This is a genomic window from Pseudomonas sp. UBA4617, assembly GCF_002386445.1.
Classification (GTDB): domain Bacteria; phylum Pseudomonadota; class Gammaproteobacteria; order Pseudomonadales; family Pseudomonadaceae; genus Aquipseudomonas.
Map to the genome: position 1 here is coordinate 93,642 of NZ_DGIR01000022.1, position 22,386 is coordinate 116,027.

At 65.2% G+C, this 22,386-nt stretch carries 18 protein-coding genes and 1 pseudogene; 6 read left to right on the plus strand and 13 right to left on the minus strand.

The annotated features are described in order from the left end of the window. The first annotated feature begins 14 nt into the window (after positions 1-14). Positions 15-2,420, plus strand: a complete 2,406-nt coding sequence (locus B4L76_RS09660) for a TonB-dependent receptor (protein WP_296232068.1) — start codon at positions 15-17, stop codon at positions 2,418-2,420. 106 nt (positions 2,421-2,526) lie between these two features. Here B4L76_RS09660 and B4L76_RS09665 read toward each other — a convergent pair whose 3' ends face one another. Both B4L76_RS09665 and B4L76_RS09670 read right to left on the minus strand, forming a co-directional pair. Further along, the gene (locus B4L76_RS09665) at positions 2,527-2,943 is read right to left on the minus strand and encodes a RidA family protein (RefSeq protein WP_085599032.1); all 417 of its coding nucleotides are present in this window, start codon (positions 2,941-2,943) and stop codon (positions 2,527-2,529) included. After that, on the minus strand, positions 2,943-4,262 hold the full coding sequence (locus B4L76_RS09670; protein ID WP_296232073.1) for a flavin-containing monooxygenase: 1,320 nt from the start codon (positions 4,260-4,262) through the stop codon (positions 2,943-2,945). Before B4L76_RS09670 ends, B4L76_RS09665 begins: the two co-directional genes overlap by 1 nt. Before the next feature lie 303 nt (positions 4,263-4,565). On the opposite strand from B4L76_RS09670, the gene B4L76_RS09675 reads away from it, so the two are divergent. Together B4L76_RS09675 and argE are read left to right on the plus strand one after the other, a co-directional pair. Next, a complete protein-coding gene (locus B4L76_RS09675) occupies positions 4,566-5,243 on the plus strand; it encodes a DUF1028 domain-containing protein (protein WP_296232074.1) in 678 nt (225 codons plus the stop codon). Further along, on the plus strand, positions 5,236-6,396 hold the full coding sequence (gene argE / locus B4L76_RS09680; protein WP_296232076.1) for an acetylornithine deacetylase: 1,161 nt from the start codon (positions 5,236-5,238) through the stop codon (positions 6,394-6,396). The genes B4L76_RS09675 and argE overlap by 8 nt, the downstream gene beginning before the upstream one ends. Positions 6,397-6,512: 116 nt before the next feature. On the opposite strand, the gene B4L76_RS09685 is transcribed toward argE, so the two are convergent. The 3 genes from B4L76_RS09685 to B4L76_RS09695 form a co-directional block, all read right to left on the minus strand. After that, positions 6,513-7,781 carry a carbohydrate porin gene (locus B4L76_RS09685; protein WP_296232078.1) on the minus strand — a complete coding sequence of 423 codons (1,269 nt, stop codon included), beginning with the start codon at positions 7,779-7,781 and terminating at the stop codon, positions 6,513-6,515. Positions 7,782-7,893: 112 nt separating this feature from the next. After that, positions 7,894-10,311 carry a glucose/quinate/shikimate family membrane-bound PQQ-dependent dehydrogenase gene (locus B4L76_RS09690; protein ID WP_296232079.1) on the minus strand — a complete coding sequence of 806 codons (2,418 nt, stop codon included), beginning with the start codon at positions 10,309-10,311 and terminating at the stop codon, positions 7,894-7,896. 162 nt (positions 10,312-10,473) lie between these two features. Then, entirely contained in the window at positions 10,474-10,854 is a 381-nt protein-coding gene (locus B4L76_RS09695; protein ID WP_296232080.1) for a cupin, read from the minus strand. 117 nt (positions 10,855-10,971) lie between these two features. On the opposite strand from B4L76_RS09695, the gene B4L76_RS09700 reads away from it, so the two are divergent. Both B4L76_RS09700 and B4L76_RS09705 read left to right on the plus strand, forming a co-directional pair. Next, entirely contained in the window at positions 10,972-11,877 is a 906-nt protein-coding gene (locus tag B4L76_RS09700) for a LysR family transcriptional regulator (RefSeq protein WP_296232081.1), read from the plus strand. A gap of 104 nt (positions 11,878-11,981) precedes the next feature. Then, positions 11,982-13,181 carry an MFS transporter gene (locus B4L76_RS09705; RefSeq protein ID WP_296232082.1) on the plus strand — a complete coding sequence of 400 codons (1,200 nt, stop codon included), beginning with the start codon at positions 11,982-11,984 and terminating at the stop codon, positions 13,179-13,181. Positions 13,182-13,214: 33 nt separating this feature from the next. On the opposite strand, the gene B4L76_RS09710 is transcribed toward B4L76_RS09705, so the two are convergent. The 8 genes and pseudogenes from B4L76_RS09710 to B4L76_RS24325 all read right to left on the minus strand — a co-directional run. Continuing rightward, positions 13,215-13,826: a LysE family translocator gene (locus B4L76_RS09710; RefSeq protein ID WP_296232084.1), complete on the minus strand. Its 612-nt coding sequence runs from the start codon at positions 13,824-13,826 to the stop codon at positions 13,215-13,217. Between the two features lie 81 nt (positions 13,827-13,907). Beyond that, positions 13,908-14,759 (minus strand): CAP domain-containing protein, encoded by an 852-nt coding sequence (locus tag B4L76_RS09715; RefSeq protein ID WP_296232085.1) that lies wholly within the window; start codon positions 14,757-14,759, stop codon positions 13,908-13,910. 194 nt (positions 14,760-14,953) lie between these two features. Continuing rightward, complete coding sequence (locus B4L76_RS09720) at positions 14,954-15,565, minus strand: cell wall hydrolase (RefSeq protein ID WP_296232086.1); 612 nt, start codon at positions 15,563-15,565, stop codon at positions 14,954-14,956. A gap of 34 nt (positions 15,566-15,599) precedes the next feature. After that, positions 15,600-16,517: an AEC family transporter gene (locus B4L76_RS09725; RefSeq protein ID WP_296232087.1), complete on the minus strand. Its 918-nt coding sequence runs from the start codon at positions 16,515-16,517 to the stop codon at positions 15,600-15,602. Positions 16,518-16,655: 138 nt separating this feature from the next. Continuing rightward, positions 16,656-17,519: a LysR family transcriptional regulator gene (locus tag B4L76_RS09730; protein ID WP_296232089.1), complete on the minus strand. Its 864-nt coding sequence runs from the start codon at positions 17,517-17,519 to the stop codon at positions 16,656-16,658. A gap of 70 nt (positions 17,520-17,589) precedes the next feature. Next, a complete protein-coding gene (locus B4L76_RS09735; protein ID WP_296232090.1) occupies positions 17,590-18,606 on the minus strand; it encodes an ABC transporter substrate-binding protein in 1,017 nt (338 codons plus the stop codon). Positions 18,607-18,715: 109 nt separating this feature from the next. Beyond that, entirely contained in the window at positions 18,716-19,471 is a 756-nt protein-coding gene (locus B4L76_RS24320; RefSeq protein ID WP_414707184.1) for a methyl-accepting chemotaxis protein, read from the minus strand. 102 nt (positions 19,472-19,573) lie between these two features. Next, positions 19,574-20,860 (minus strand): annotated as a pseudogene (locus B4L76_RS24325) (HAMP domain-containing protein); the annotation flags it as partial. A gap of 206 nt (positions 20,861-21,066) precedes the next feature. Between B4L76_RS24325 and B4L76_RS09745 the strand changes: the two are divergent. Next, on the plus strand, positions 21,067-22,386 hold the full coding sequence (locus B4L76_RS09745) for a Na+/H+ antiporter family protein (RefSeq protein ID WP_296232092.1): 1,320 nt from the start codon (positions 21,067-21,069) through the stop codon (positions 22,384-22,386).

A 22,386-nucleotide genomic window follows, 5' to 3' on the forward strand; every position in this document is an offset into this window, starting at 1 on the left:
GGGAGCCTTGTTCAATGCCTGTTGTCATGTCCTGCCGCCTGCGTCCACTGACGCGTGCGGCACATCCGCTGTTCGCCATGAGCCTGTTGTTGTGTGCACCGGCCTGGGCCGATGAACCCGCCCGGCGCAGCTATCAGGTGCCGGCCGCAAGCCTGGGTGCGGCACTTACCCGGTTTGCCGACCAGGCCGGGGTCAGCCTGTCGCTGGACCCGACGCTGGTCAACGGCCGGCAGAGCAGTGGCCTGTCCGGCAGCTACAGTGTCAACGAAGGCTTCACCCAGCTGCTGCGCGGCAGCGGCCTGCAGTTGCTGCCGGTGGGCGAGGGCGCTTTCACCTTGGTGCCGGCCCCCCAGGCGGGTGGTGCCCTGGAAATCGCCCCGACCAGCATCGTCGGCGGCATGGCCGCAGGCAACGAAACGCAACCTTATGCCGGTGGCCAGGTGGCCCGTCAGGGTTCACAGGGCCTGCTTGGCACGCGCGACTTCATGGAAACCCCGTTCAGCATCAGCAGCTACACCAGCGAACTGGTGAAGAACCAGCAGGCGCGGACGTTGGGCGAGCTGATCGCCAGCGACCCATCGGTGCGCGCCACCAACCCGGCGGGTGGGCGCTTCGAGCAGTTCACCATTCGCGGCTTCAGCCTGTTCAACAGTGATGTGGCCTACAACGGACTGTACGGTATCCTGCCGACCTACTCCATCGACATGGAAATGGCCGACCGGGTAGACGTGCTGAAAGGCCCCAGCCAGCTGATCAATGGCATTTCGCCGCGAGGCAGTGTCGGCGGCGGCATCAATGTGCAACCCAAGCGGGCCGGTGACCAGCCGCTCACCGAGTTTACCGGCAGCTATGCGTCGGCAGGCCAGGCAGGCGGTGCGGTGGACGTTGGCCGGCGCTTTGGCCAAGGCCAGCAGTTCGGCGTGCGCTTCAATGGCGTGCAACAGGCGGGCGACACCGAATGGGACCACCAGCGTGTCGAGCGCGAAATGGCGGTGTTGGGCCTGGACTTTCGTGGCGAGCGCCTGCGGCTTTCGGCAGACCTGGGCCATACCGAGCGCGACACCGATGCACCGCAGGAGCGGGTGCTGATCGGCGCCAATGCCAAGGTGCCGGATGCCAACGACGTGCGCCACAACTATGCCCAGGCCTGGAGCAAGGCGCGCACCAACGACACCTTTGGCGCGCTGCATGCCGAGTACGATATCAGCGAGTCGCTGCTGGCCTATGGCGCGGTCGGTGCACGCGAGAGCAACCATGACTTCCTGCGCCACAACGTGTCCATCAGCAACGATGCCGGCGACTTCACCGTGCAGCCGCGCGACTTTACCCGGGATGAATCCGTGCGAACCGCCATGGCCGGTGTGCGCAACTGGTTCCATACCGGGCCGGTCAGCCATGAGCTGAACCTGGCCGCCACCTACTTCTACATGGACTTCACCAACGGCGGCGCCCGCTATGCCTCGGCGCCCAGCAACCTCTATCACCCGGTAGCCACGCCGACCCCAGCCACGCCAACCCGCATCGACCCCGAGGTGTACACGGAAAACCGCTTTTCCGGCGTGGCCCTGGCCGACACCCTCGGCTTCTTCGACGACCGCCTGCTGCTGACCCTGGGCGCGCGCTGGCAACGGGTGCAGGTGGAAGACTGGAGCGACGGTATCAAGGGCGATACCGCCTACGATGAAGAGAAGGTGTCGCCCTCAGGCGGTGTGCTGCTCAAGGTTACCGACCAGCTGTCGTTGTATGCCAACTACATGGAGGGCCTGAGCCAGGGCAAGATTGCGCCATCGACATCGATCAACGAAGACCAGATCTTCCCGCCGTTCACCAGCCGCCAGGTCGAGGTGGGGGCAAAGTACGACCTGGGTCAGGTTGCCTTCACTGCCAGTGCCTTCCGCATCCGCCAGCCCGCCTATGAAACCAACCCCAGGTCGCGGGTGTTCGGCCCCAATGGCAAGCGCGACAACCGCGGTATCGAACTGAGCGTGTTCGGCGAGCCCATGCAAGGCGTGCGAGTGCTGGGCGGGGTGATGTACATCGACAGCGAGCTGACTGGCACCATCGGTGGCGTCTACGATGGCAACCGGGCGCCGGCCACGCCCGAGTACAACGTCAACTTCGGCGCCGAATGGGACGTGCCTGGGGTGAACGGCCTGACCCTCACGGCGCGAGGCATCCACTCGAGCTCGCAGTACCTGGACCAGAACAACAGCAAGCAGATCGACGGTTGGGAGCGTTATGACCTGGGCGCGCGTTATGCCTTCAAGGTGGATGCCACACAGCTGACCTTGCGTGCCAGTGTCGAGAACGTGCTGGACGACCGCTACTGGAGTTCGGCCGGGGCCTCGGATGACAGCGAGCCGGGGTTGACGCTTTCTACGCCGCGTACCTACTTGCTGTCAGCGACTGTAGGTTTCTAGCAGGTCAGTGGTTGCGGCCTGTCTGCCATGATGCCTGATGCCTGTCAGATCAAGCAGCTGCAAGAGCACTGACAGGTATCAGGGCAAGCCCGCTACGCTTATCCCGCTAGGCCTGGTCGGGCACCACGGCGATCACGTCGATTTCCATCAGCCACTCGGCCTGGGCCAACCCGGCCACCACCAGGCCGGTGGAAATCGGGAACACCCCCTTCAACCATTTACCCACTTCCTTGTACACCGGCTCGCGGAAGCGCGGGTCGGTGATGTAGGTGGTGGTCTTGACGATGTGCGACAGGTCCGAGCCGGCCTCTTCGAGCAGTTGCTTGACGTTTTTCATCGCCTGCTCGGCCTGCGCCCGCGGATCGCCCAGGCCCACCAGGTTGCCTTCGAAGTCGGTGCCGACCTGGCCGCGCACATAGATGGTATTACCGGCACGTACTGCCTGGCACAAGTCGTTGTCCAGGGTCTGGTTGGGGTAGGTGGCCTTGGTGTTGAACATGCGGATGCGAGTATGGGTAGGCATCAGTGGGCTCCGAGGGTGCTGACGTTGCTGATCCGGGTTGGTTGCTGCGCATCCGCGGCGCGTTGCTGGCGGTCGCGGTAGGCGCTGTAGGTGCGTTGCGTGGCGATGTGGCCGGCGACGTGCTTGGCGTCGTGCCACACGCCCCAGATGAACGATGAGCCACGCCGCGACAGCCACGGCAGGCCAAGGAAGTAGATGCCCGGCTCGCGGGCCACGCCGCGCTGGTGCTGGGGCTTGCCATTGGCGTCGAAGGTGTCGACCTGCAGCCAGCTGAAATCCACGCTGTAACCGGTGGCCCAGATGATGCTGGTGACACCGGCCTCGGCCAGGTCCAGTTGCAGCAGTGGGTTGCGCATGCATTCCGGGTCGGCCAGGCGTTCACGGGCTTCGGGCTCTTCCGGCAGGTCAAGGCCGTTGCGCTGGATGTAGGCATCGGCGGCGTCCAGCAGGGCCAGGTAGTTTTCGTCGCCACGGTTGATGTTCTCGACCAGGTTGTCCTGGAAGCGTGCCACTCCGTTTTCGAACGACTGGGTCAGGCCGACCAGGGTCATGCCTTGGTGGGCGAGGGCACGGAAGTCCACGGTGTGGCCACCACGGGCACCGCTGACGGCAATGGTCACGTGCTCGCGGCCGGGCTTGGCGACTTCCGCATCCCACTCACCCAGCACCCCCAGCCACCAGCAGAAGTCACGGTTGCGGTAGGCGCGTGGCGGGCGGTCGTGGGCACCGACCGACAGGTAGACCTGGCGCCCGGCGCGCATCAGCTCCTCGGCGATCTGTACACCCGAGGAGCCGGCGCCCACGACCAGCACAGCCCCTGCAGGCAGTTGTTCGGGGTTGTAATAGGCCGCCGAGTGGATCTGGTGCAGGTTGCTGTCTTGCGGCGCAATGGCCGGAATCACCGGTTTCTGGAACGGGCCGGTGGCAGCGACGACACGGTTGGCGCGGATAACGCCTTCATTGGTTTCGATGGTGAAGCCGGGGCGGTCGCTGTTGCGCACGACCTTCTTCACTTCGATACCGGTGCGCACTGGCAGGTTGTACTTGCGTACGTATTGCTCGAAGTACTCGGCTACCTGGTCTTTACCGGCAAAGGCATCGGCGTCGAGGTCGAATTCCAGCCCCGGGAAGCGGTCGTGCCAGGCCGGGCCATTGGCCACCAACGAGTCCCAGCGGCCGCTGCGCCAGGCCTCGGCGATACGCTTGCGCTCCAGCACCAGGTGTGGCACGCCAAGCTTGCTCAGGTGTTCGCTCATGGCCACGCCGGCCTGGCCGGCGCCGACCACGAGGGTGTCGATTTCGAGATTGTTCAGTGTCATGTCCGAGCCCTTGTTCAGGCGGTTTTTGTCAGGTCGGTTTGGAGGACCGCCGTTACCTGGGGCCAGACTAGGGATGCCGTGGAAACGGCGAAAATAGTATTTAGCTTGGGCTTGCCGATAAATCGGCGAAGGCCCCGGTTCCTGTGGCTTGCAGGGCCGAGTGCAGCAGCATTTGCGCGGATTCGGCGGGGCTTGGCCCAGCCTTAGTTTTTTCCTCTGCAAGGCCTCGGAAAAAGGTGGTTTCGCCTCCCGGAAGGTCCACCCAGAATGCCCTGTATCGCACAGCACAACAGGAACCATGACATGACTTTTTCCATCATCGGCCGCTGTCAGGAAACCGGGCAGCTAGGTATCGCCATCAGCTCGTCGAGCATCGCGGTGGGCGCCCGCTGCCCGTGGGTGCGGGCCGGCGTCGGCGCGGTGGCCACCCAGAACATCACCTTGCCGGCGCTCGGGCCGCAGATTCTCGATGTCCTGGAACAGGGCCAGTTGCCACCCGCCGCAGCGCTGGACAGGGTGCTGAGCGCCAATGGCTGGAGCGAATACCGCCAGGTGACGGTGATCGACAGCCATGGCCAGGTTGCGCTGTTCACCGGCAAGGAAGCCCTGGGCAAGCACCATGCCGTGGCCGGTGGGCAATGCGCGGCAGCCGGCAACCTGCTGGCTTCGCCCCAGGTGATCGAGGCGATGGTGCAGGCTTTCGAACAGGCTGCAGGGCACCTGGCCGATCGCCTGCTGGCGGCCATGCAGGCGGCGATGGCCGCTGGTGGCGAGGCCGGGCCGGTGCATTCGGCGGCATTGAAAATTGCCGGCGAATTGACCTGGCCGCTGGTGGACCTGCGGGTGGACTGGGCCGATGCCGACCCGATCGGTGTGCTCGAGGGCCTGTGGCAGGCGTACCGGCCGCAGATGCAGGACTACGTGACCCGTGCGCTCAACCCCACTGCGGCGCCAAGCTACGGGGTACCAGGCGATGAGTGAAGATGCCAGCCGCGTGCTGCTGGCCCGGTTGATCGGTTTTGCCACGGTCAGCCGCGACTCCAACCTGGCGCTGATCGGTTTCATCCGCGATTACCTGGCCGGGCTGGGCGTGGAAAGCGAACTGTTTCATAACCCGGAGGGCACCAAGGCCAACCTGTTCGCCACCATCGGGCCCAGCGACGTTGGCGGCATAGTGCTGTCCGGGCATACCGATGTGGTGCCGGTGGACGGCCAGGCCTGGAGCGTCGAACCGTTTGCCCTGAGCGAGCGTGACGGCCGCCTGTATGGCCGCGGCACCGCCGACATGAAGGGCTTCATCGCCTCGGTCCTGGCGGCTGTGCCTGCGTTGGTTGCGCAGCCGTTGCGTCTGCCGGTGCACCTGGCGTTTTCCTATGACGAGGAAGTCGGCTGCCTGGGCGTACGCTCGATGCTGGCTGCCCTTGAGCAGCGTCCGCACAAGCCCCGCTTGTGCCTGATTGGCGAACCCACCGAGCTCAAGCCGGTACTTGGGCACAAGGGCAAGCTGGCGATGCGCTGCCAGGTGCAGGGTGCGGCTTGTCACTCGGCCTATGCGCCGTACGGGGTGAATGCCATCGAATTTGCGGCGAAGCTGATCGGCAAGCTCGGCGATATCGGTGAGGCCCTGGCCCTGCCGGAACATCACGACACGCGCTTCGATCCACCGTTCTCTACGGTGCAGACCGGTGTGATCAAGGGGGGCAGGGCGCTGAACATCGTGCCGGCAGAGTGCGAGTTCGATTTCGAAGTACGCGCATTGCCAGGCTTTGCAGCGCAGGCAGTGGCCGACCAATTGCAGACCTATGCCGAGACCGAGCTGCTACCGCGCATGCGCAAGGTCGACGCGGCCAGCGCCATACGCCTGCAACCGTTGAGTGCCTATCCCGGGCTGGCGACACCGGCAGACGGTGAGGCGGCGCAGTTGGTGGCGTTGCTCAGCGGCTCGGAGGCATTCGGTACGGTGGCGTTTGGCACCGAAGGCGGGTTGTTCGACCAGGCGGGCATCCCGACCGTGGTGTGCGGGCCCGGGAGCATGGAGCAGGGGCATAAGCCGGACGAGTTTGTCAGTGTCGAACAGTTGCGGGGCTGTGATGCCATGTTGCTGAGGCTGGTGGATTACCTCAGGCAGGATTGATTGCGCTGCGGCCCATTCGCGGGTAAACCCGCTCCCACAGGATCTCGTCAGTCTCAAGGCCTATGCAGTACCTGTGGGAGCGGGTTCACCCGCGAATGGGCCCGCGGCCCCGGTATTCAGAAGGTTGCCTTGACCTGCAGGCCAAGCACCAGCGCGTTGTCGATGGCTTTCCCGGAGAATGCCCCTGGCTCGATGATGTACTGCATGTCCGGGCGCAGGTTCAGCCACGGCGTGGCCTGGTAGCCATAGCTCAGCTCGATCAGCTGCTCGGCGCTGTCGATATCGGGGAACGGCTGGCCAGCGTTGTATGCGGCATCCTCCAGTACGTCGCGGCTACGCGGGTTGGGCACGGCGCGGCCATAGCCCAGCGCCACGGTATCCTTCGGGCGCCCCTCGAACGGCTGGTACAGCACCACGCCGGCACCATACCAGCGGGTGAACGGCGAGGCGGCCTTGCTCGATGCCGAGTACTGGCCGAAGGCATGCAGGCTGCGGCCCGGCGAGCGTTGGTCATTCCACAGCGCCTGGTCGACCAGCAGGTAGTGGCCGCCGCGGCCTGACACGTGTTCATCGCTGCCGATGCGCTTCACATCGGAGCTGTCGTAGTAGTAGCCCAGCTTGTACTCGCCAGGCAGCTCGTGCTGCAGCCTGTACACCAGCTCGACCGGTACCACGGTGCCGGTGGTGTGCTTGGGCCCCAGGTGCCAGGCCCGGCTGGCGTTGCCGTTGCTCTCGGGGTCGACATTGAACGCTGCCACGCGCACTTGCCAGGCTGGCGACAAGTCGTATTTCACCCGCACGCCCAAGTGCGCATTGGGGTAGTTGGTCCAGCCACTGCCGCTGGACATGTTCAGCGGGTGGCCGCAGAAACCGGCATTCATGAAGTTGCACAGGATGCCGCTGTCCAGGCCACCCAGGTCATTGCCCATGGCCATGTAGCCGAGCTTGACGTTCAGCGCCGGGGTCAACAGGGTGCGCTCGTAACTCAGTTCGGTGAGCCGGGTGTAGAGGCCACCGTAGTTTTCCTGGATCGGCAGGCGGTTGCCTACCAGGTCTTCCGAGGCGCTGTTGCCGCGGCGATCGTTGACGGTCAGCTGGACCTTTCCGCCATTGTCCAGGCCATACAGCTTCGACAGGTCGAACTGCACGCCCAGTTTCAGGTTTTGCGAATAGCGTGCCGAGCGGTGCAGGCCGCCATGGGCGTTGTAGGCGGTTTCGCCACTGTAGTCGCCTGTGAACTTGACGCCATCTGCTTCCAGTTGATGGCGCAGGCCGCCCCAGTCGCCGCTAAGCGTGCTGCGGGTAGTCAGGTCGGCGTCGGCCAGGGCGGTGGTGCTGGCCAGGGCCAGCAGCAGGGTGGGGGTGATGCGGGTTACGCAGGGCATTACTGAATCTCGGTGTGTGTTCCAGGGGTATTTGCAAGCCAGCCCGCTTCCCACGAAGGCCGCTGGTGGCCCTGTGGGAGCGGGCGTGCCCCGCGAAGCAGGCGACGCGGTCTTAAGGCAGCGCGTAAGCCATCACGTAGTCGCCACGGTCAGTCGACTGGCGCGCGCCGCCAGCAGTGACCACCACGTATTGCTTGCCGGTTTTCGGCGAGACATAGGTCATCGGGCCTCCCTGGCTGCCCACGGGCAGGCGGGCTTTCCAGATCTCGTTGCCGTTGCTGCTGTCATAGGCACGCAGGTAGAAATCCTGGGTACCGGCGATGAACACCAGGCCACCTTGGGTCGACAGAGTGCCGCCGAGGGTCGGCAGGCCGATCTTGATCGGCAGGTGCATGCGGATGCCGAGCGGGCCGGTGTCCTCGACGGTACCGACCGGCACCTGCCAGGCCACCTGGCGGGTCTTCATGTCGATGGCGGTCAGGGTGCCGAATGGTGGCGCCTGGCACGGAATACCGGCTACCGACAGGAAGCGGTTCTTGTTCACCGCATACGGCGTGCCCTTGAGCGGTACGGCGCCCATGCCGGTGTTCAGGGCCTCGCCCCCGGAGGCCGCGCTGCCCTTGTTCTGCGACGGAATCATCTGGATCCACAGGCCCAGGCGCATGTCATTGACGAAGATGAAACCATGCACCGGGTCGGTGGAAATGCTGCCCCAGTTCATGCCGCCCAACGATCCCGGGAAGCTCAGCGACAGGTCGGTGCCTGGTGCGGTGTACAGGCCGTCATAACGCATCTTCTTGAAGTCGATACGGCACAGCAGCTGGTCATACGGGGTGGCGCCCCACATGTCCGATTCGGTCAGGGTCTGTGCGCCGATCTGTGGCATGCCCACCGACTTCGGCTGGGTCAGGGAATAGGGTTCGTTGGGAATGTTGCCGGGCTTGACCGGCACTTCGTCGACCTGGGTCAGCGGCTTGCCGGTGGCGCGGTCGAGCACGTAGATCTGCCCCGCCTTGGTGCCGATCACCACCGCCGGTACCGCCTGGCCGTCGTCCTTGGTGAAGTCGATCAGGCTCGGTTGCATCGGCAGGTCGAAGTCCCACAGGTCGTTGTGCACGGTCTGGAATACCCATTTCTGGTTGCCAGTGGTGGCGTCCAGGGCCAGCACCGAAGCGCCGTAGGTGTGGTCCAGCCGGGTGCGTTCGACGCCGTAGATATCGGTGGACGACGAGCCCATCGGCAGGAATACGGTGTTCATCGCCGGGTCGTAGGACATCGGTGCCCAGCTGTTCGGGGTGCTGCGCACGTAGGTCTTGTCGCCCTGTGGCGCCTGCCGGTCTTGCGGGTTGCCCGGGTCGAAGGCCCAGCGCATTTCACCGCTGAACACGTCGAAACCACGGATCACGCCGCCAGGCATGTCGGTCTGCACGTTATCGGCGACACGCCCGCCGACCACCACCGTGGTGCCGGCCATCAGCGGTGCAGAGGACAGCTGGTAGTAGGAGTCCGGTACGTTGCCCAGGCCGGCCATCAGGTTGACCTGGCCGTTGTTGCCGAAGCCCCGGCAGAACTCGCCAGTGTCGGCGTCTACGGCAATCAGGCGGCCATCGATGGTGTTGGTCAGCAGGCGACGCTGGCAGTTGGCACCGGCCGGCACGCTACCGAGGGTGACCGGCGTGCTGTTGGGCTGGGTTGGCTGGGCGATTGGCGCGCCGGCGTCGAAATAGGCCATGCCACGGCAGCGCTGCCAGACCTTGGACTGGGCGTTGATCTGGTTCTTCCACAACTCCTTGCCGGAGTCGGCGTCAAGCGCGATGAGATTGTTGTGTGGGGTGCAGATGAACACCTTGTTGCCAACCTGCAGTGGGGTCAGCTGGTCCTCGGCACCGTTGCCGTCGCTGATGGCCAAGTCACCGGTGTGGTAGGTCCAGGCCACCTGCAGCTTGCTGACGTTGTCGCGATTGATCTGGTCCAGCGCGGCGAAGCGGCTGCCGCCTTCGGTGTTGCCGTAGTGAGCCCAGTCCTTCTGCTGCTTGCCTGCTTCGACCGGGGTGATGCCCGGGCCTTTGCCGGCAGGGGCGACAGTGGGGTGGGCAACGAACATGTTGCCGACGGCGATGACCAGCGCCCCGGCCATGGCTGCGGCCACGCCATAGGCACCACGGCCGCTGCTGGCGCCGCTGGCACGCGCCAGCAGCGGATAGGCCAGTGCCACCACCATGCCGATGGCGCCGAACATGAACAGGCGCGAGAACAGTGGCCAGAACACCAGGCCCGCGTCGACCAGTGCCCAGATCGCGGTACCCACCAGGAACGCCGCGTACAGCCAGGCGCCAGCCGGCTTGCGACATGCGATGAGAGCGCCGGCGATGGCCATGGCCAGGCCGCCGATCAGGAAGTACCAGGAACCGCCCAGGCCGGCCAGCTTGACGCCGCCCGCCGCCAGGAGGAGGCCAAGCAGGGCGATGATCACGCCCAGGCCGACCAGGATGATGTGTGTGGCGCCGGAAGCGCGCGGTATTGCTTTCATGCCAGGGATCTCAGCAGGTGGAATGCGCGCAGTTTAAACGCTTAGCTTGCTAATTAACAAGTTGGTACATAATTTACCGGGACTGATTGTCGCAGGGTCTAACTGGGCTGAGTGCCGCTAAAAGTATGGATCAGGTGATGAAAATGACGAGAAAGAAACCGTTCATGCGGGCCAGGCCGGGAGGTCCTCCGGTTGCGCCGGCCACGGACTGCCATTGCTGTAGAAAACCACAAGCCAGATCGTCGCTGTGCCGGGGGCAGTCCATTCCACGCGATGGCGGTAATGCGGCGGGATGTCCAGAAAATCGCCCGCTGCCAGCAGGCGGGTGTACTGTTCATGTTCGAAGCGCAGGCCCGCGGCACCGCTGAGCAGGACCACCCATTCGCCTTCGGCCTGGTCGTACCAGAACCCGGGCGGGCTGGCCTGGCCAGTGGAGACGATACGTTCCACGCGTACGCCCGGGCGGCTGAGCAGTTCATCGACACGTTCGGCGCTGGTGGCGGCGCAAGGGGGCAGGTCGGTCAAGAGGTTGTGCAAAGTCATGGAGTGCCTCGCTCGAAGGGGACTGCTTCCACTATGGACGCGATTTCCAGGCGCCGCGCTTCTTGACCCGCCCGGTCGTTTGTAAGAACTTTCCGAGATTTGGAAGACGGGCAGCAAATGGACAAACTCCTGGCGATGAAAATGTTCGTGGCCACCGTCGATGCCCAGGGCTTTTCGGCTGCCGCGCGCAGGCTTGGGCTGGCGACCTCGTCGGTGACGCGCCTGGTCGATGCCCTGGAAACCGCGTTGGGCGCCACCTTGCTCAACCGCTCGACGCGCCAGGTCAGCCTGACCGAGGCCGGCGCGCGCTATTACGAGCGCGCCCGGGGCATTTTTGAAGCGCTGGACGAGGCCGATGCCAGCGTCGCCGACCGCGGCGAGGAGCCTGTTGGCGTGCTGCGCCTGTGCTTGCCGGTGGAATTCGGCAGGCGGGTCATCGCCCCGCACCTCGGGGCGTTCCTGGCGCAGCACCCGGCACTGGAACTGGACATCGACCTCAGCGACCGCCTGGATGACTTGCTCGATGGCCGCTACGACCTGTCGATCCGCCTGGGTGACCCTTCACCCAATGACGAGCTGGTGTGTCGCCAGTTGGGTCGCTTCGAGCGGTGGCTGGTGGCCAGCCCGGCTTACCTGGCCGGGCGTGAGGCACTGGAGCATCCACGGCAGTTGCTCGAGCACGCCTGCCTGCGCTTTCGCTACGGGCAGAAAGGCCGCCCCTGGCGTCTGGCCCGGGCGCAGGAGAGCCTGGAACTGGATGTGAGCGGGCCGTTGCGCAGTGCCAATGCCGACCTGTTGCGCGAAACCGCGTTGGCCGGCAGCGGCATTGCGCTGCTGGCCGATTGGCTGGTGCACGAGGATGTCGCCGCGGGGCGCCTGCAGCGGGTGTTTGCGGACTGGCAAGCCAGCCCCGGGGCGGCCAACAGCAGTATCAACGCCCTGTACCTGCCCAACCACCGTGGCTCCAGGCGGGTGAATGCGTTCATGCACTTTTGCGAAGACTTGCTGACACCGCGTGGCTAGCGTTGCGCAGCCCGCAAAAGCGCGTTGCGCCAGCGCCGGATTCCCGGCGTCAGCGTCGCTGGTTAAGGTGACAGCATATTCCATCCGTTGCCGAGGAACCTCGCATGAATCCCTCCCTTGCCGCCGCGCAGCCGGCAGTCACCGGCCTGAGCCGGACCCTGGTCGCACTGCTGGCGTTCTGCTGCGGCGCGATTGTCGCCAACATCTACTATGCCCAGCCCATCGTCGGGCTGATCGCCCCGGACCTTGGGCTGTCCACCGAACATGCCAGCCTGATCGTCTCGCTCACCCAGCTAGGCTACGCCTTGGGCCTGTTGTTGCTGGTGCCGCTGGCCGACCTGCTGGAAAACCGCCGGCTGATGGTGGCCACGGCGGTGCTCGCCGGGGTCAGCCTGCTGCTGGCGGGTACCAGCCGCAGTGACCAGGGCCAGCTGTTCCTCGGCTATGCGCTGCTGATCGGTTTCAGTTCGGTAGCGGTGCAGATGCTCATCCCGCTGGCGGCGCACCTGGCGCCGGAGCAGCAGCGTGGACGCGTGGTCGGCAACATCATGGGCGGCCTGCTGCTGGGCATCCTGCTGGCGCGCCCGCTGTCGAGCGTGGTGGCCGACCACTTTGGCTGGCGCGCGGTGTTCATCGGTGCCGCCGGGGTCATGCTGGCGATCATCCTGTTGCTGGCGCTGACCTTGCCGCAGCGTCGCCCCGAGCACAAGGCCAGCTATGCCGGCTTGATGCTGTCGCTGCTGACACTGCTGCGCCGCTACCCCTTGCTGCGCCAGCGCTCGCTGTACCAGGCGTTGATGTTCGCGGCGTTCAGCCTGTACTGGACCGCGGTGCCGATGGCCCTGGCCGGTGAGCATGGCTTGTCACAGAGCCAGATCGCCGTATTCGCCCTGGTGGGCGCGGTGGGTGCCGTTGCCGCCCCGCTGGCCGGTCGCCTCGCCGATGCCGGGCATGCCCGTGCTGGCTCGCTGCTGGCGCTGCTGCTGGCCCCGGCGGCCCTGCTACTGGGGCTGACAGCGCCGGGCTACAGCGTGATTGGTCTGGGCGTGACCGGGGTGCTGCTGGATTTCGCCGTGCAGATGAACATGGTGATCGGCCAGCGCGAGGTGTACGCGCTGGACCCGGCCAGCCGCGGGCGGCTCAACGCGGTGTACATGACCAGCATCTTCCTCGGCGGGGCGCTGGGCTCGGCGGTCGCCAGCGCAGTGTTCAGCCAGTTCGGCTGGCAGGGCGTGGCGTGGGTGGGGGCAGGGTTGCCGGGTGTAGCCTTGGTCATCTTCCTGGCCAAGGCCCGCCGCAACTGAAGGACGACGCGCCTGCTGCGCAAGCTGCCTGGCTCATCGCCCAAGCGGCAGCGCCACGCCGATCAGGGCGAACAGGCTGCCACAGCAGCGATTGAAGCCTTTGCCGCCCTTGGCCAGCCAGGGGCGGATGCGAAACGCCAGGCGGGCCAACAGGTATTCGACCAGGCACTCGACACTGGCAAAGGTCGCGGCCATGACCACGAACTGCGACAACAGCCCACGCTGCGGATCGATGAATTGCGGCAGGAACGCACCATAGAACAACAGCACCTTGGGGTTGGCCATGGCCGACAACAGGCCCTGGCGGAACAGGCTGGCATTACCCATCCGGGCGCTTTGCCCGGTCAACTCAAGGTGCAGGCCCGGGCTGCGCCACAGCTGGATTCCCAGCCAGACCAGGTAGGCTCCCCCCACCCACTTGAGCACGTTCAGTACCGAGGCCGAGGCCTGCAGCAACGCGCTGAGGCCGAACATGGCCAGGGCGATCAGGGCGCTGAAGCCGAACACCCCGCCGATGATGGTGAACAACGTCCGCCGTGCGCCGTACATGGCGCCGTGGCTCAGGGCCAGCAGGCTGTTGGGGCCTGGGGTGAGCGACAGGCCGATGCTGGCCAGCAGGTAGATCAGCCAGGTGTCCAGTGCCATGGCGGGGTATGCCTCGTTGAGGGCGACGTAAGTGAGCAACTGTACAGCATCGACGGTAGCCGCATCACCTGTGAACCTGGTTCATTGCGGGGCGCCGAACACCCCCGTCCAGTAGATGCCCGCATCGCTTTTAGGATCCACCGCATAGGCAGCCCCCAGTTCACGGAACTCCGGATTCATCAGCGTGGCGCAATGCCCCGGGCTGTCCAGCCAGCCATCGACTACCTTGTGCGCGGTATCACGCCCTGCGGCGATGTTCTCGCCAATCTGCCGGTACAGGTAGCCGGCCAGTTCGGCCCGGTCACCGGGGGTACGGCCATCCTTGTCGATGTGGTCGAAGAAGTTCTGGTTGGCCATGGCCCGGGTGTGGTTGGCGGCGACGCCGGCCAATACCCCGCTCCAGCTCAGCGCGGGGGCGGCGGCAAACGGCTGGCCACCGCACTGGCGCGGCACCTTGCGCGCGGCATTGATTTCCTGAAGCACTTTCTGTCCTTCGGCCTGCCAGTCGCCCAGGCGGCCACTGAGCAGCGGCCTGGCCAGCACGATGCGCCACTCGCGGCTTTCCTGGCTGACGCCGATATCGACGAACTGCGGGTCAAGCACCACCTGGCAGAAACTTTCTTCGATGGCATGCATCGCGGCGCGCGCATCACGCGGCCCGGACAGGCTGATGGCTTGCACGTTGACCATGGGGTAGGCGGCGCGAGTCATGGCCTGCTGCAGGTCGCGGGTACCTTCTGGCGACAACGCCAGGCGGGTATCGCTGTTGAGCGGCGGCAGCTCCAGCGACGCTTCGCCACCACAAGGCTGGGCCTTGCTGCGGTAGGTATTGATCGAATCGATCAGTTGCGCCTCTTCGCCGGTGGCAGCCAGTGCACTGGTCGAGACGACCAGGGCCAGCGACAAGGCGGCAACGGATGACAGGACGCGCATGTGGATCTCCCTATGACTGGCAGCGTCGTGGTTTGCGCTGCTCATCCTACACAAGCCCGGGGCTTTTGGCCCGGGATCGTGCAAAGCAATGAAAACGCCGGCACTCGTCGCTGGCGGCAAAAGATGGAGTAGACCTGCCAGCGCCGAAAAAGTGCGATCAGGCGCCTCATTGCCGTGACTGACCTGGGCGAGGTTCAGCGGGCCAGCGCCTGGTTTGGCTTATAGAAGAGAAAATGCCGTGTCTTGGCCGTCCTGCGATAGACCTTGGCCCAGTCCGGGTGCACGTTGCGATCATGAAAATACAGCGCGCCACCGGTGGTGTCTTTCAGTTGCTGGTTGAGCGCCTTGCGCGCGATCTCCTTGGCGATGCCGTAGCGCTGCGGCTCCTCCACCTGGTCGGGTCGCCCGTCGCACCACCAGGAGAACTGGCAGGCCTTGCTTTCGACACCCTGCTTGACCACGCCGCAGATGGTGTCCGGGAAGCCCTCGCGGCCCAGGCGATTGAGCACCACACTGGCCACGGCGGCCATGTCTTCGGCGTCGGCACCCTTGGCTTCCCAGTAGACGGTGCGGGCCAGGCAGGTGAGGCTGTCATCCAGCGGCGCCTGGCCGGCCGGGTCCACGGCCTGCGCCTCACCTGGGGTGAGGATTTCGGCCTTCCTGGGAGGTGGGGCGTCATCCACCACTTTTTCTTCGAGTACTTCGGCCTTGTCCTCGGCGACGGCGGCCTTGGCCGCATCGGCCGCCTGCAAGGGGCCCGCGAGCAACGCCGAGGCCAGGCCGATCACTATCCAAGCAAGGCGCATGGGCACGCTCCCGATCTGTGGGCTGGTTCACAGTCTAGTCAAGCGTAAGCATGAGTACCAAGGGCAAGGTCGCGGCGGCGGCCACGGTCTGCAAGGCGATGATGGCCGCCATCAGCGGTGCGTTACCGCCCATCTGTCGGGCCATTACATAGGACGAGGAAGCCGTGGGCAGCGCCTGGAACAGCACCGCCACCGTCGCCGCCTGACCACCCAGGCCGAGCAGCCGGCACAAGCCCCAGGTGGTCAGTGGCATGACCAGGAACTTGAACGCCGCTGCGGCCATCAGCGGGCGTACCTGCCGGCCAAGGCTGGCGCCGCCCAGGGCGGCCCCGACGCACAGCAGGCCCAGCGGCAGGGCGGCCTGGCCCAGGGCCTTGATCGTAGGTTCGAGACCGGCCGGCAGGCCGAGCCCGCTGGCACGCAGCAGCAAGCCGCCAGCGCAACCGATGATCAAGGGGTTGGCGAAGATCGCCCGTAGCACCGTGGCAGGTGAGCTATGGCGGGCACTGAAACGGGCGAACACCAGCACGCAAAGCAGGTTGACCAAGGGTACGATGGCGGCGTTGGCTACTGCAGCCAGGGCGATGCCGGCGCTGCCGTAGATGCCGGCTGCCAGGGTGGCCCCGATGTAGTTGTTGAAGCGGATGCCGCCCTGGAACACCGAGGTGAAATCGGCACCATCGTGGTTCATTGCGCCCTGGTACAGCACCAGCAGAAGCGCCCCGGCCAGGGTCGAGAGCATCAGCACGGCGACCATGCCCAGCACCGGCACGCCGTCGAGGTTGGCGCTGGCCAGGCCGTGCAGAAACAACGATGGCAACAGCACGTAGTAACTCAGGCGTTCGGCGCCAGGCCAGAAGCTTTCGGCGAGGAAGCCGCGCAAGCGCAGGAAGGAGCCCAGGGCAATCAGCAGGATGATCGGTAGCAGGGTGGTCAGCAGCAAGTGGAGCATGGTCAGTGTTCCATGGACGGGTACCAGGCACAGACTACGGGTCGCGACCGATCTGTAAAAACGTTGTTTTCTTCATTGACCGTTGAGAAAAACTGCATGTTGGCCGGCAAGCAGGCTTACGCAGCAGCGGCCGCGATCTCAAGCTTCAAGCGCGGTCTTCAGCACTGCACTCAGATGGCGCCGCTGGCTTTTCTCATGCTCCAGCAACACCACCCGCCGTATCAGTTGCGGTTCGCCAAACGGCAAGCAAGTGGCCGGTGGCAACCGGGCAAGGTCCTCGTCAGCCATGGGAATGATGGCTACGCCCAGGCCCATGACGGCCATGCGTGCCAAGGCTTCCTGGCTGTCGAGCTCCATCTGTTCGCTCACTTGCAGATGCTGGCGGCGCAGTTCCTGTTCGATCTGTCGCCCGGCCCAGGCCCGCTTGTCGAAACGCAGGAACGGCTGGCTGGCCAGCAACTGCGCCACGCTGCGCCCGGCCAGCTCGGGGCTGGCGATGGCCCAGAAGCGGTCTTCGAACAGCGCTGTGAATTCCAGGCTCTGCGGGTAGGGACTGACCGGTTCGGTGGTGATCGCTGCATCGAGTTCGCCATCTTCCACGCGTCGCGCCAGTTCTGCCGACATGCCGGAGGCGACGCTGATGTGCAACTGCAGGTGGTGTGCCTTCAGCCACACCAGCGCCTTGGGCAAGCGCCGCGCCAGTACCGTATGGATCGCCCCCAGGCGCAGGCGGCCGCGCAGGCTCGGTCCGCTGGCCAGGGCGTCGGCCAGTTCGTCATAGGCAGCCAGGATGGTCTCGGCACGGGCAACCGCCAACTGGCCGGCCTCGGTCAATGCCACTTGCCGGCGGCTGCGGTCGAACAGTGTCACGTGCAGTTCGTCTTCGAGGGTCTTGATGTGCAGGCTCACCGCCGAGGGGGTGAGGCTGAGCAGGTCGGCGGCACGGGCGAAAGTGCCGTGGCGGGCAATGGTCACCAAGGTGCGCAGGGCTTTGAGGGACATGCAGGTGGGTCCGGGCTGAACGGTCAGTGCTGCATTGTCAGGCCCGGCCCTGTAGCCGGCAAGCCGCTGCTCAGAGGCTAGCCTCGACCTTGCTAGCGACATCCGCAGGCAGCCAGGCTTTCCACACTTCGCGGTTGTCGCGCAGGAAGGCGAGGGCGGCATCACGGGGTGGGGTGCGCTTTTCGCTCATCTCGGCCAGCGCCTGGTTCAACCGATCGATGGGCAACTCGACCTGCTCGAACACCTTCACCAGCTCCGGGTAGTGTTGATGGAAGGCCTTGGACACCCCGATCGACAACTTCGCCGGCAGCGAACGGCTGCCTTTCGGGTTGGGGTTGCCGGCATCGGTGAGGGTGGCCCAGGCCTGGGCATCGAACGGCGGTTCTTCCAGGCGTATGAGCTTGTAGCGGCCCATCAACGGGGTCGGGTTCCAGTAATAGAACAGCACGGCTTGACCACGGCGGATAGCCGAGCCGATCTCGGCATCCATCGCGGCGCCCGAGCCCGTGCGAAAGTTGCTGTACAGCGTATCCAGGCCATAGGCCTTGAGTTTCTGGGTGTTGACGGTTTCCGAGGTCCAGCCGCTGGGGCTGTTCAGAAAACGCCCTTTTCCGGGCGATTCGGGGTCACGAAAAACCTGCGGGTAGCGCTTGAGGTCCTCGACACTGCGAAGATCGGGTGCCATGGGCTTCAGGTTGCGGGAAGCGTCGCCTTCGACCACATAAGCCGGCACCCACCAGCCTTCTTCGGCGTTTTTCACCGTATCGCCCAAGGCATACACTTCACCCGCCTGCTCGGCCTTGACCCAGGCGGGGCTGCGCCCGGCCCACTCCTCGGCTATCACCTGCAGGTCGTTACGGGCCAGCGCCACCTCCATGCTGACCGTGCTGCCGGGCAGGGTGTCGGTGGGGTAGCCATAGCCACGCTCCACGATCAGCCGCAGGATTTCGGTGGTCAAGGCACCGCTTTCCCAGCCTATGGCGCCAAAGTGGATGGGCTCGCTGCGTTCAGCCGAGGCGGCGCTGTCGGTGCTGGCCAGGCCTACGGTGAGCAGCAGGCCGGCCAACAGTGTGGGGATCTTCTTCATCCAGGCCCTCGTCGGTTGCCGTTGAGTGGTGCGGCAAGTGTAGACGACCCGCCCGGTTGCCCGGCGACCACGAGGTTGCAGGGCCGGCGGAGGCCCGCCCTGCCTGCGGTCATACGCGGAACTGGTCCATCAAGGCCTGTTGCTGGTTGGCCAGGCTGTTCAGCGACTGACTGACCCGCGCCGATTCGTTGGCCTGGCCCGACAGCGACTCGGTGACGTCGCGGATGGTCGCCACGTTGCTGTTGATTTCTTCGGCCACGGCGCTCTGTTCCTCGGCGGCCGAGGCGATCTGCAGGTTCATGTCGGTAATCACCGTCACCGCCTGGCCGATGCGTTGCAGCGCAGTGACCGCCTGGCCAACCTGCTCGACACCACCCTGGGCCTGGCGGTGGCTGTTGTCCATCGCCCCGACCACTTCACGGGTACCGTTCTGCAGCGCCTCGATCACCTGGCGGGTCTCTTCCACCGACTCCTGGGTACGCTGGGCCAGGTTGCGCACTTCGTCGGCCACCACGGCAAAACCACGTCCTGCCTCACCGGCGCGGGCGGCCTCGATGGCGGCGTTGAGTGCCAGCAGGTTGGTCTGTTCGGCGATCGAGCGGATCACCTCCAGCACCGAACCGATCTTCTCGCTGTTCTGCGCCAGGCCCTCGACCTCGGCCATGGCTTCGCTCATGTTGGCAGCCAGCGCATCGATGCTGGTGGTCGTACGCTCGATCACCGCCAGGCCTTCGCGGGTCGCCTGGTCGGCGTCACGTGCGGCCTGGGCGGCCTGTGCGGCGCTGCGGGCGACATCCTGGGCGGTGGCACTCATCTCGTGCGAGGCGGTGGCCACCTGGTCGACCTGGCGGTACTGCTGCTCCATGCCGGCGCTGGTCTGCGTGGCAATGGCCGAAGACTGGTCGGCGGTGCCACGGGCAGCCTGCACCGAGCGCTTGACCTCGGCGATGGTCGGTTGCAGCTTGTCGAGGAAGCGGTTGAACCAGCCGGCCAGTTCGCCCAGCTCATCATGCTTCTGATAGGTCAGGCGGCGGGTCAGGTCGCCTTCGCCACTGGCGATGTCCTTGAGCATGGCCGCCACGCCGAGGATCGGCCGGGTCACGCCGCGGGCCATCAGCCACACCAGTAACAGGCCGGCAACTGCCGCGGCCAGGCCAAGGCCCAGCTCCAGCAGGGTGCCGCTGGTGTTCAGCGCGTCCAGTTCCTGCTTCAGCGCCTCGGCCGGCCCGGTCAGGGCATCTTCCGGCACGTCCAGCAATACGCCCCATGGCTGGGCATCCGGGATCGGACGGAACGCTGCCAGCACTTTGAGGCGCTGCTGGTCGTGCAAGGTGGTCAACTTACCATCGGCCAGCGTGCGCACCAGTTCGGCGCCCTTGGCCGTATCGACCTGGTCGAAGCGCTGGGCCAGCTTGCTGGCGTCGGCGCTGTAGCCGGCCAGCAGGCCGACCGGGCTGAGGATGCCGACCGTGGTCCGGCCTTCGTAAAGGCTGCGGCTGGCCTCTTGGCTCAGGGCCTGCAGACTGTTGAGGTTGATGTCCACGGACAGGGTGGCGATCACCTTGCCGTCTACCCGCAGCGGGAAGACGATGCTGGTCATCAGTACCTGTTGGCCATCGATGTCATAGAAGTACGGTTCCACCACGCAGACCTTGCCGGATGTACGCGGGCAGACCCACCAGGTGTTGGCTGGCTGGCCGCTGGGGCCGATCTCGGTGTTGGCCATGTCGCTTTCCGGCAGGGCCATGGAAGTCAGCTGGCCGACCCGCGGCTGCGACCAGTACAGGGCGAAGCGCCCGGTTGCGTTGCTACCCAGGTCCGCCTTGCCGGCGAACAGGCTGTCCTTGTTGTCCAGCGCATTGGGTTCGAATACCAGCGACAGGCCCAGCAGGTCAGGGTTGGCCTGCAAGGCGGCGCGCACCTGGCGGGTCATGTCCTCGCGCAGGTCGAAGGCATCGAGAAAACGCTTTTCGGCCTGCTCACGCAGGAACAGCACCTGGCGGGCGAAGCCGGCACCGTACTGGTAGGCGTCCATGAACTGGCGGCGGATGTTCAGTGCCTGCACTTCGCCCTGCGATTCGATGCGCGACTGCGCCGACTCGGTGAGCATCTGCATGCTGCTGGCCTTGACCAGGTCCGAGCTGTGGTCCATGCGGTACAGCGACAGGCCGACGAGCAGGGTGACGATGCCGGCCAGGCAGAGACCGGCGAGCAGGGTAATCTTCCACTGGATGGAAAGTTGTCGCAAAGGCATGGGATGGGTCCCTTGTAATAGGAGTGTGGCTGACGACTGTGTCGGCTGGCGCGGCTTTTTCTTTATTCAAACGTTCAATTTAACCTTCCGGCCTGCCGGGTCTGCGCCAGGCATTGATGATTTGCCGTTACATGGCGCTTTTGACTTCTGTCGCCCAGTGCTTCAGAGTTCGCGCTTTTTTTCTGTCGCAATGAGGTAAAGCAACCATGAATGCAGTGATCGCCGCGGTCGGCATCATGCTGATACTCAGCCTGTCCCGCGTGCACGTGGTCATCGCCCTGATCATTGGCGCCCTGGCCGGTGGGCTGGTGGGCGGCCTGGGCATCGAGGGTACGCTCAAGGCGTTCAATGGTGGCCTGGGCGGCGGCGCCACGGTGGCCCTGTCCTATGCATTGCTGGGCGCCTTTGCCGTGGCCATCGCCAAGTCCGGCCTGGCCCATGCCCTGGCCGACCGCGCCCTGGGCATGATCGAGCGCCAGGGCCATGCCAATGGCGGCAAGGTCAAATGGTTGCTGGTCGGCCTGATGCTGGCAGTGGCGGTGTCGTCGCAGAACATCCTGCCCATCCACATCGCCTTCATCCCGTTGCTGGTGCCACCGCTGCTCTATGTGCTGACCCGCCTGCGCATCGACCGCCGGCTGATCGCCTGCGTCATCACCTTCGGCCTGATTACCCCGTACATGTTTCTGCCGGTGGGCTTTGGCAACATCTTCCTCAACGAAATCCTGCTGGCCAACGTCGCCCGCGCGGGCGTCGATGTGAGCGGCGTCAATGTCACCCACGCCATGGCCATTCCGGCCGCCGGCATGCTCGCCGGGCTGTTGCTGGCCGTATTTGTCAGCTACCGCAGGAAGCGTGACTACGACCTGGCGCGCATCGGGCAGGTAGAGCAGGTGAGCGTGCAGTACAACCCGCTGACCCTGCTGGTGGCCGGGCTGGCCATTGCCGCGGCGTTCATCGTCCAGTTGTGGCTGGACTCGATGATCATCGGTGCCATGGTCGGTTTCCTGATCTTCTCGCTGTCGGGCATCGTGCGCTGGAAAGACACCGACGACCTGTTCACCGAGGGCATGAAGATGATGGCCATGATCGGTTTCATCATGATCGCCGCCTCGGGCTTCGCCGATGTGATGAAAGCCACCGGCGAGGTGAAAAGCCTGGTGGAAACCTCGGCGCAGTGGATCAACCACAGCAAGGGTATCGGTGCCTTGCTGATGCTGTTGGTAGGGCTGCTGGTAACCATGGGCATTGGCTCGTCCTTCTCCACTGTTCCGATCCTGGCGGCGATCTTCGTGCCATTGTGCGTGCAACTGGGCTTCGACCCGTTGGCCACGGTGTGCATCGTGGGGACTGCAGGTGCCCTGGGCGACGCGGGTTCGCCTGCCTCGGACTCGACCCTGGGCCCGACCTCGGGGTTGAACGTGGATGGCCAGCATCACCACATCTGGGACACCGTGGTACCTACCTTCATCCACTACAACCTGCCGCTGCTGGCGTTCGGCTGGCTGGCAGCGATGACGCTGTAG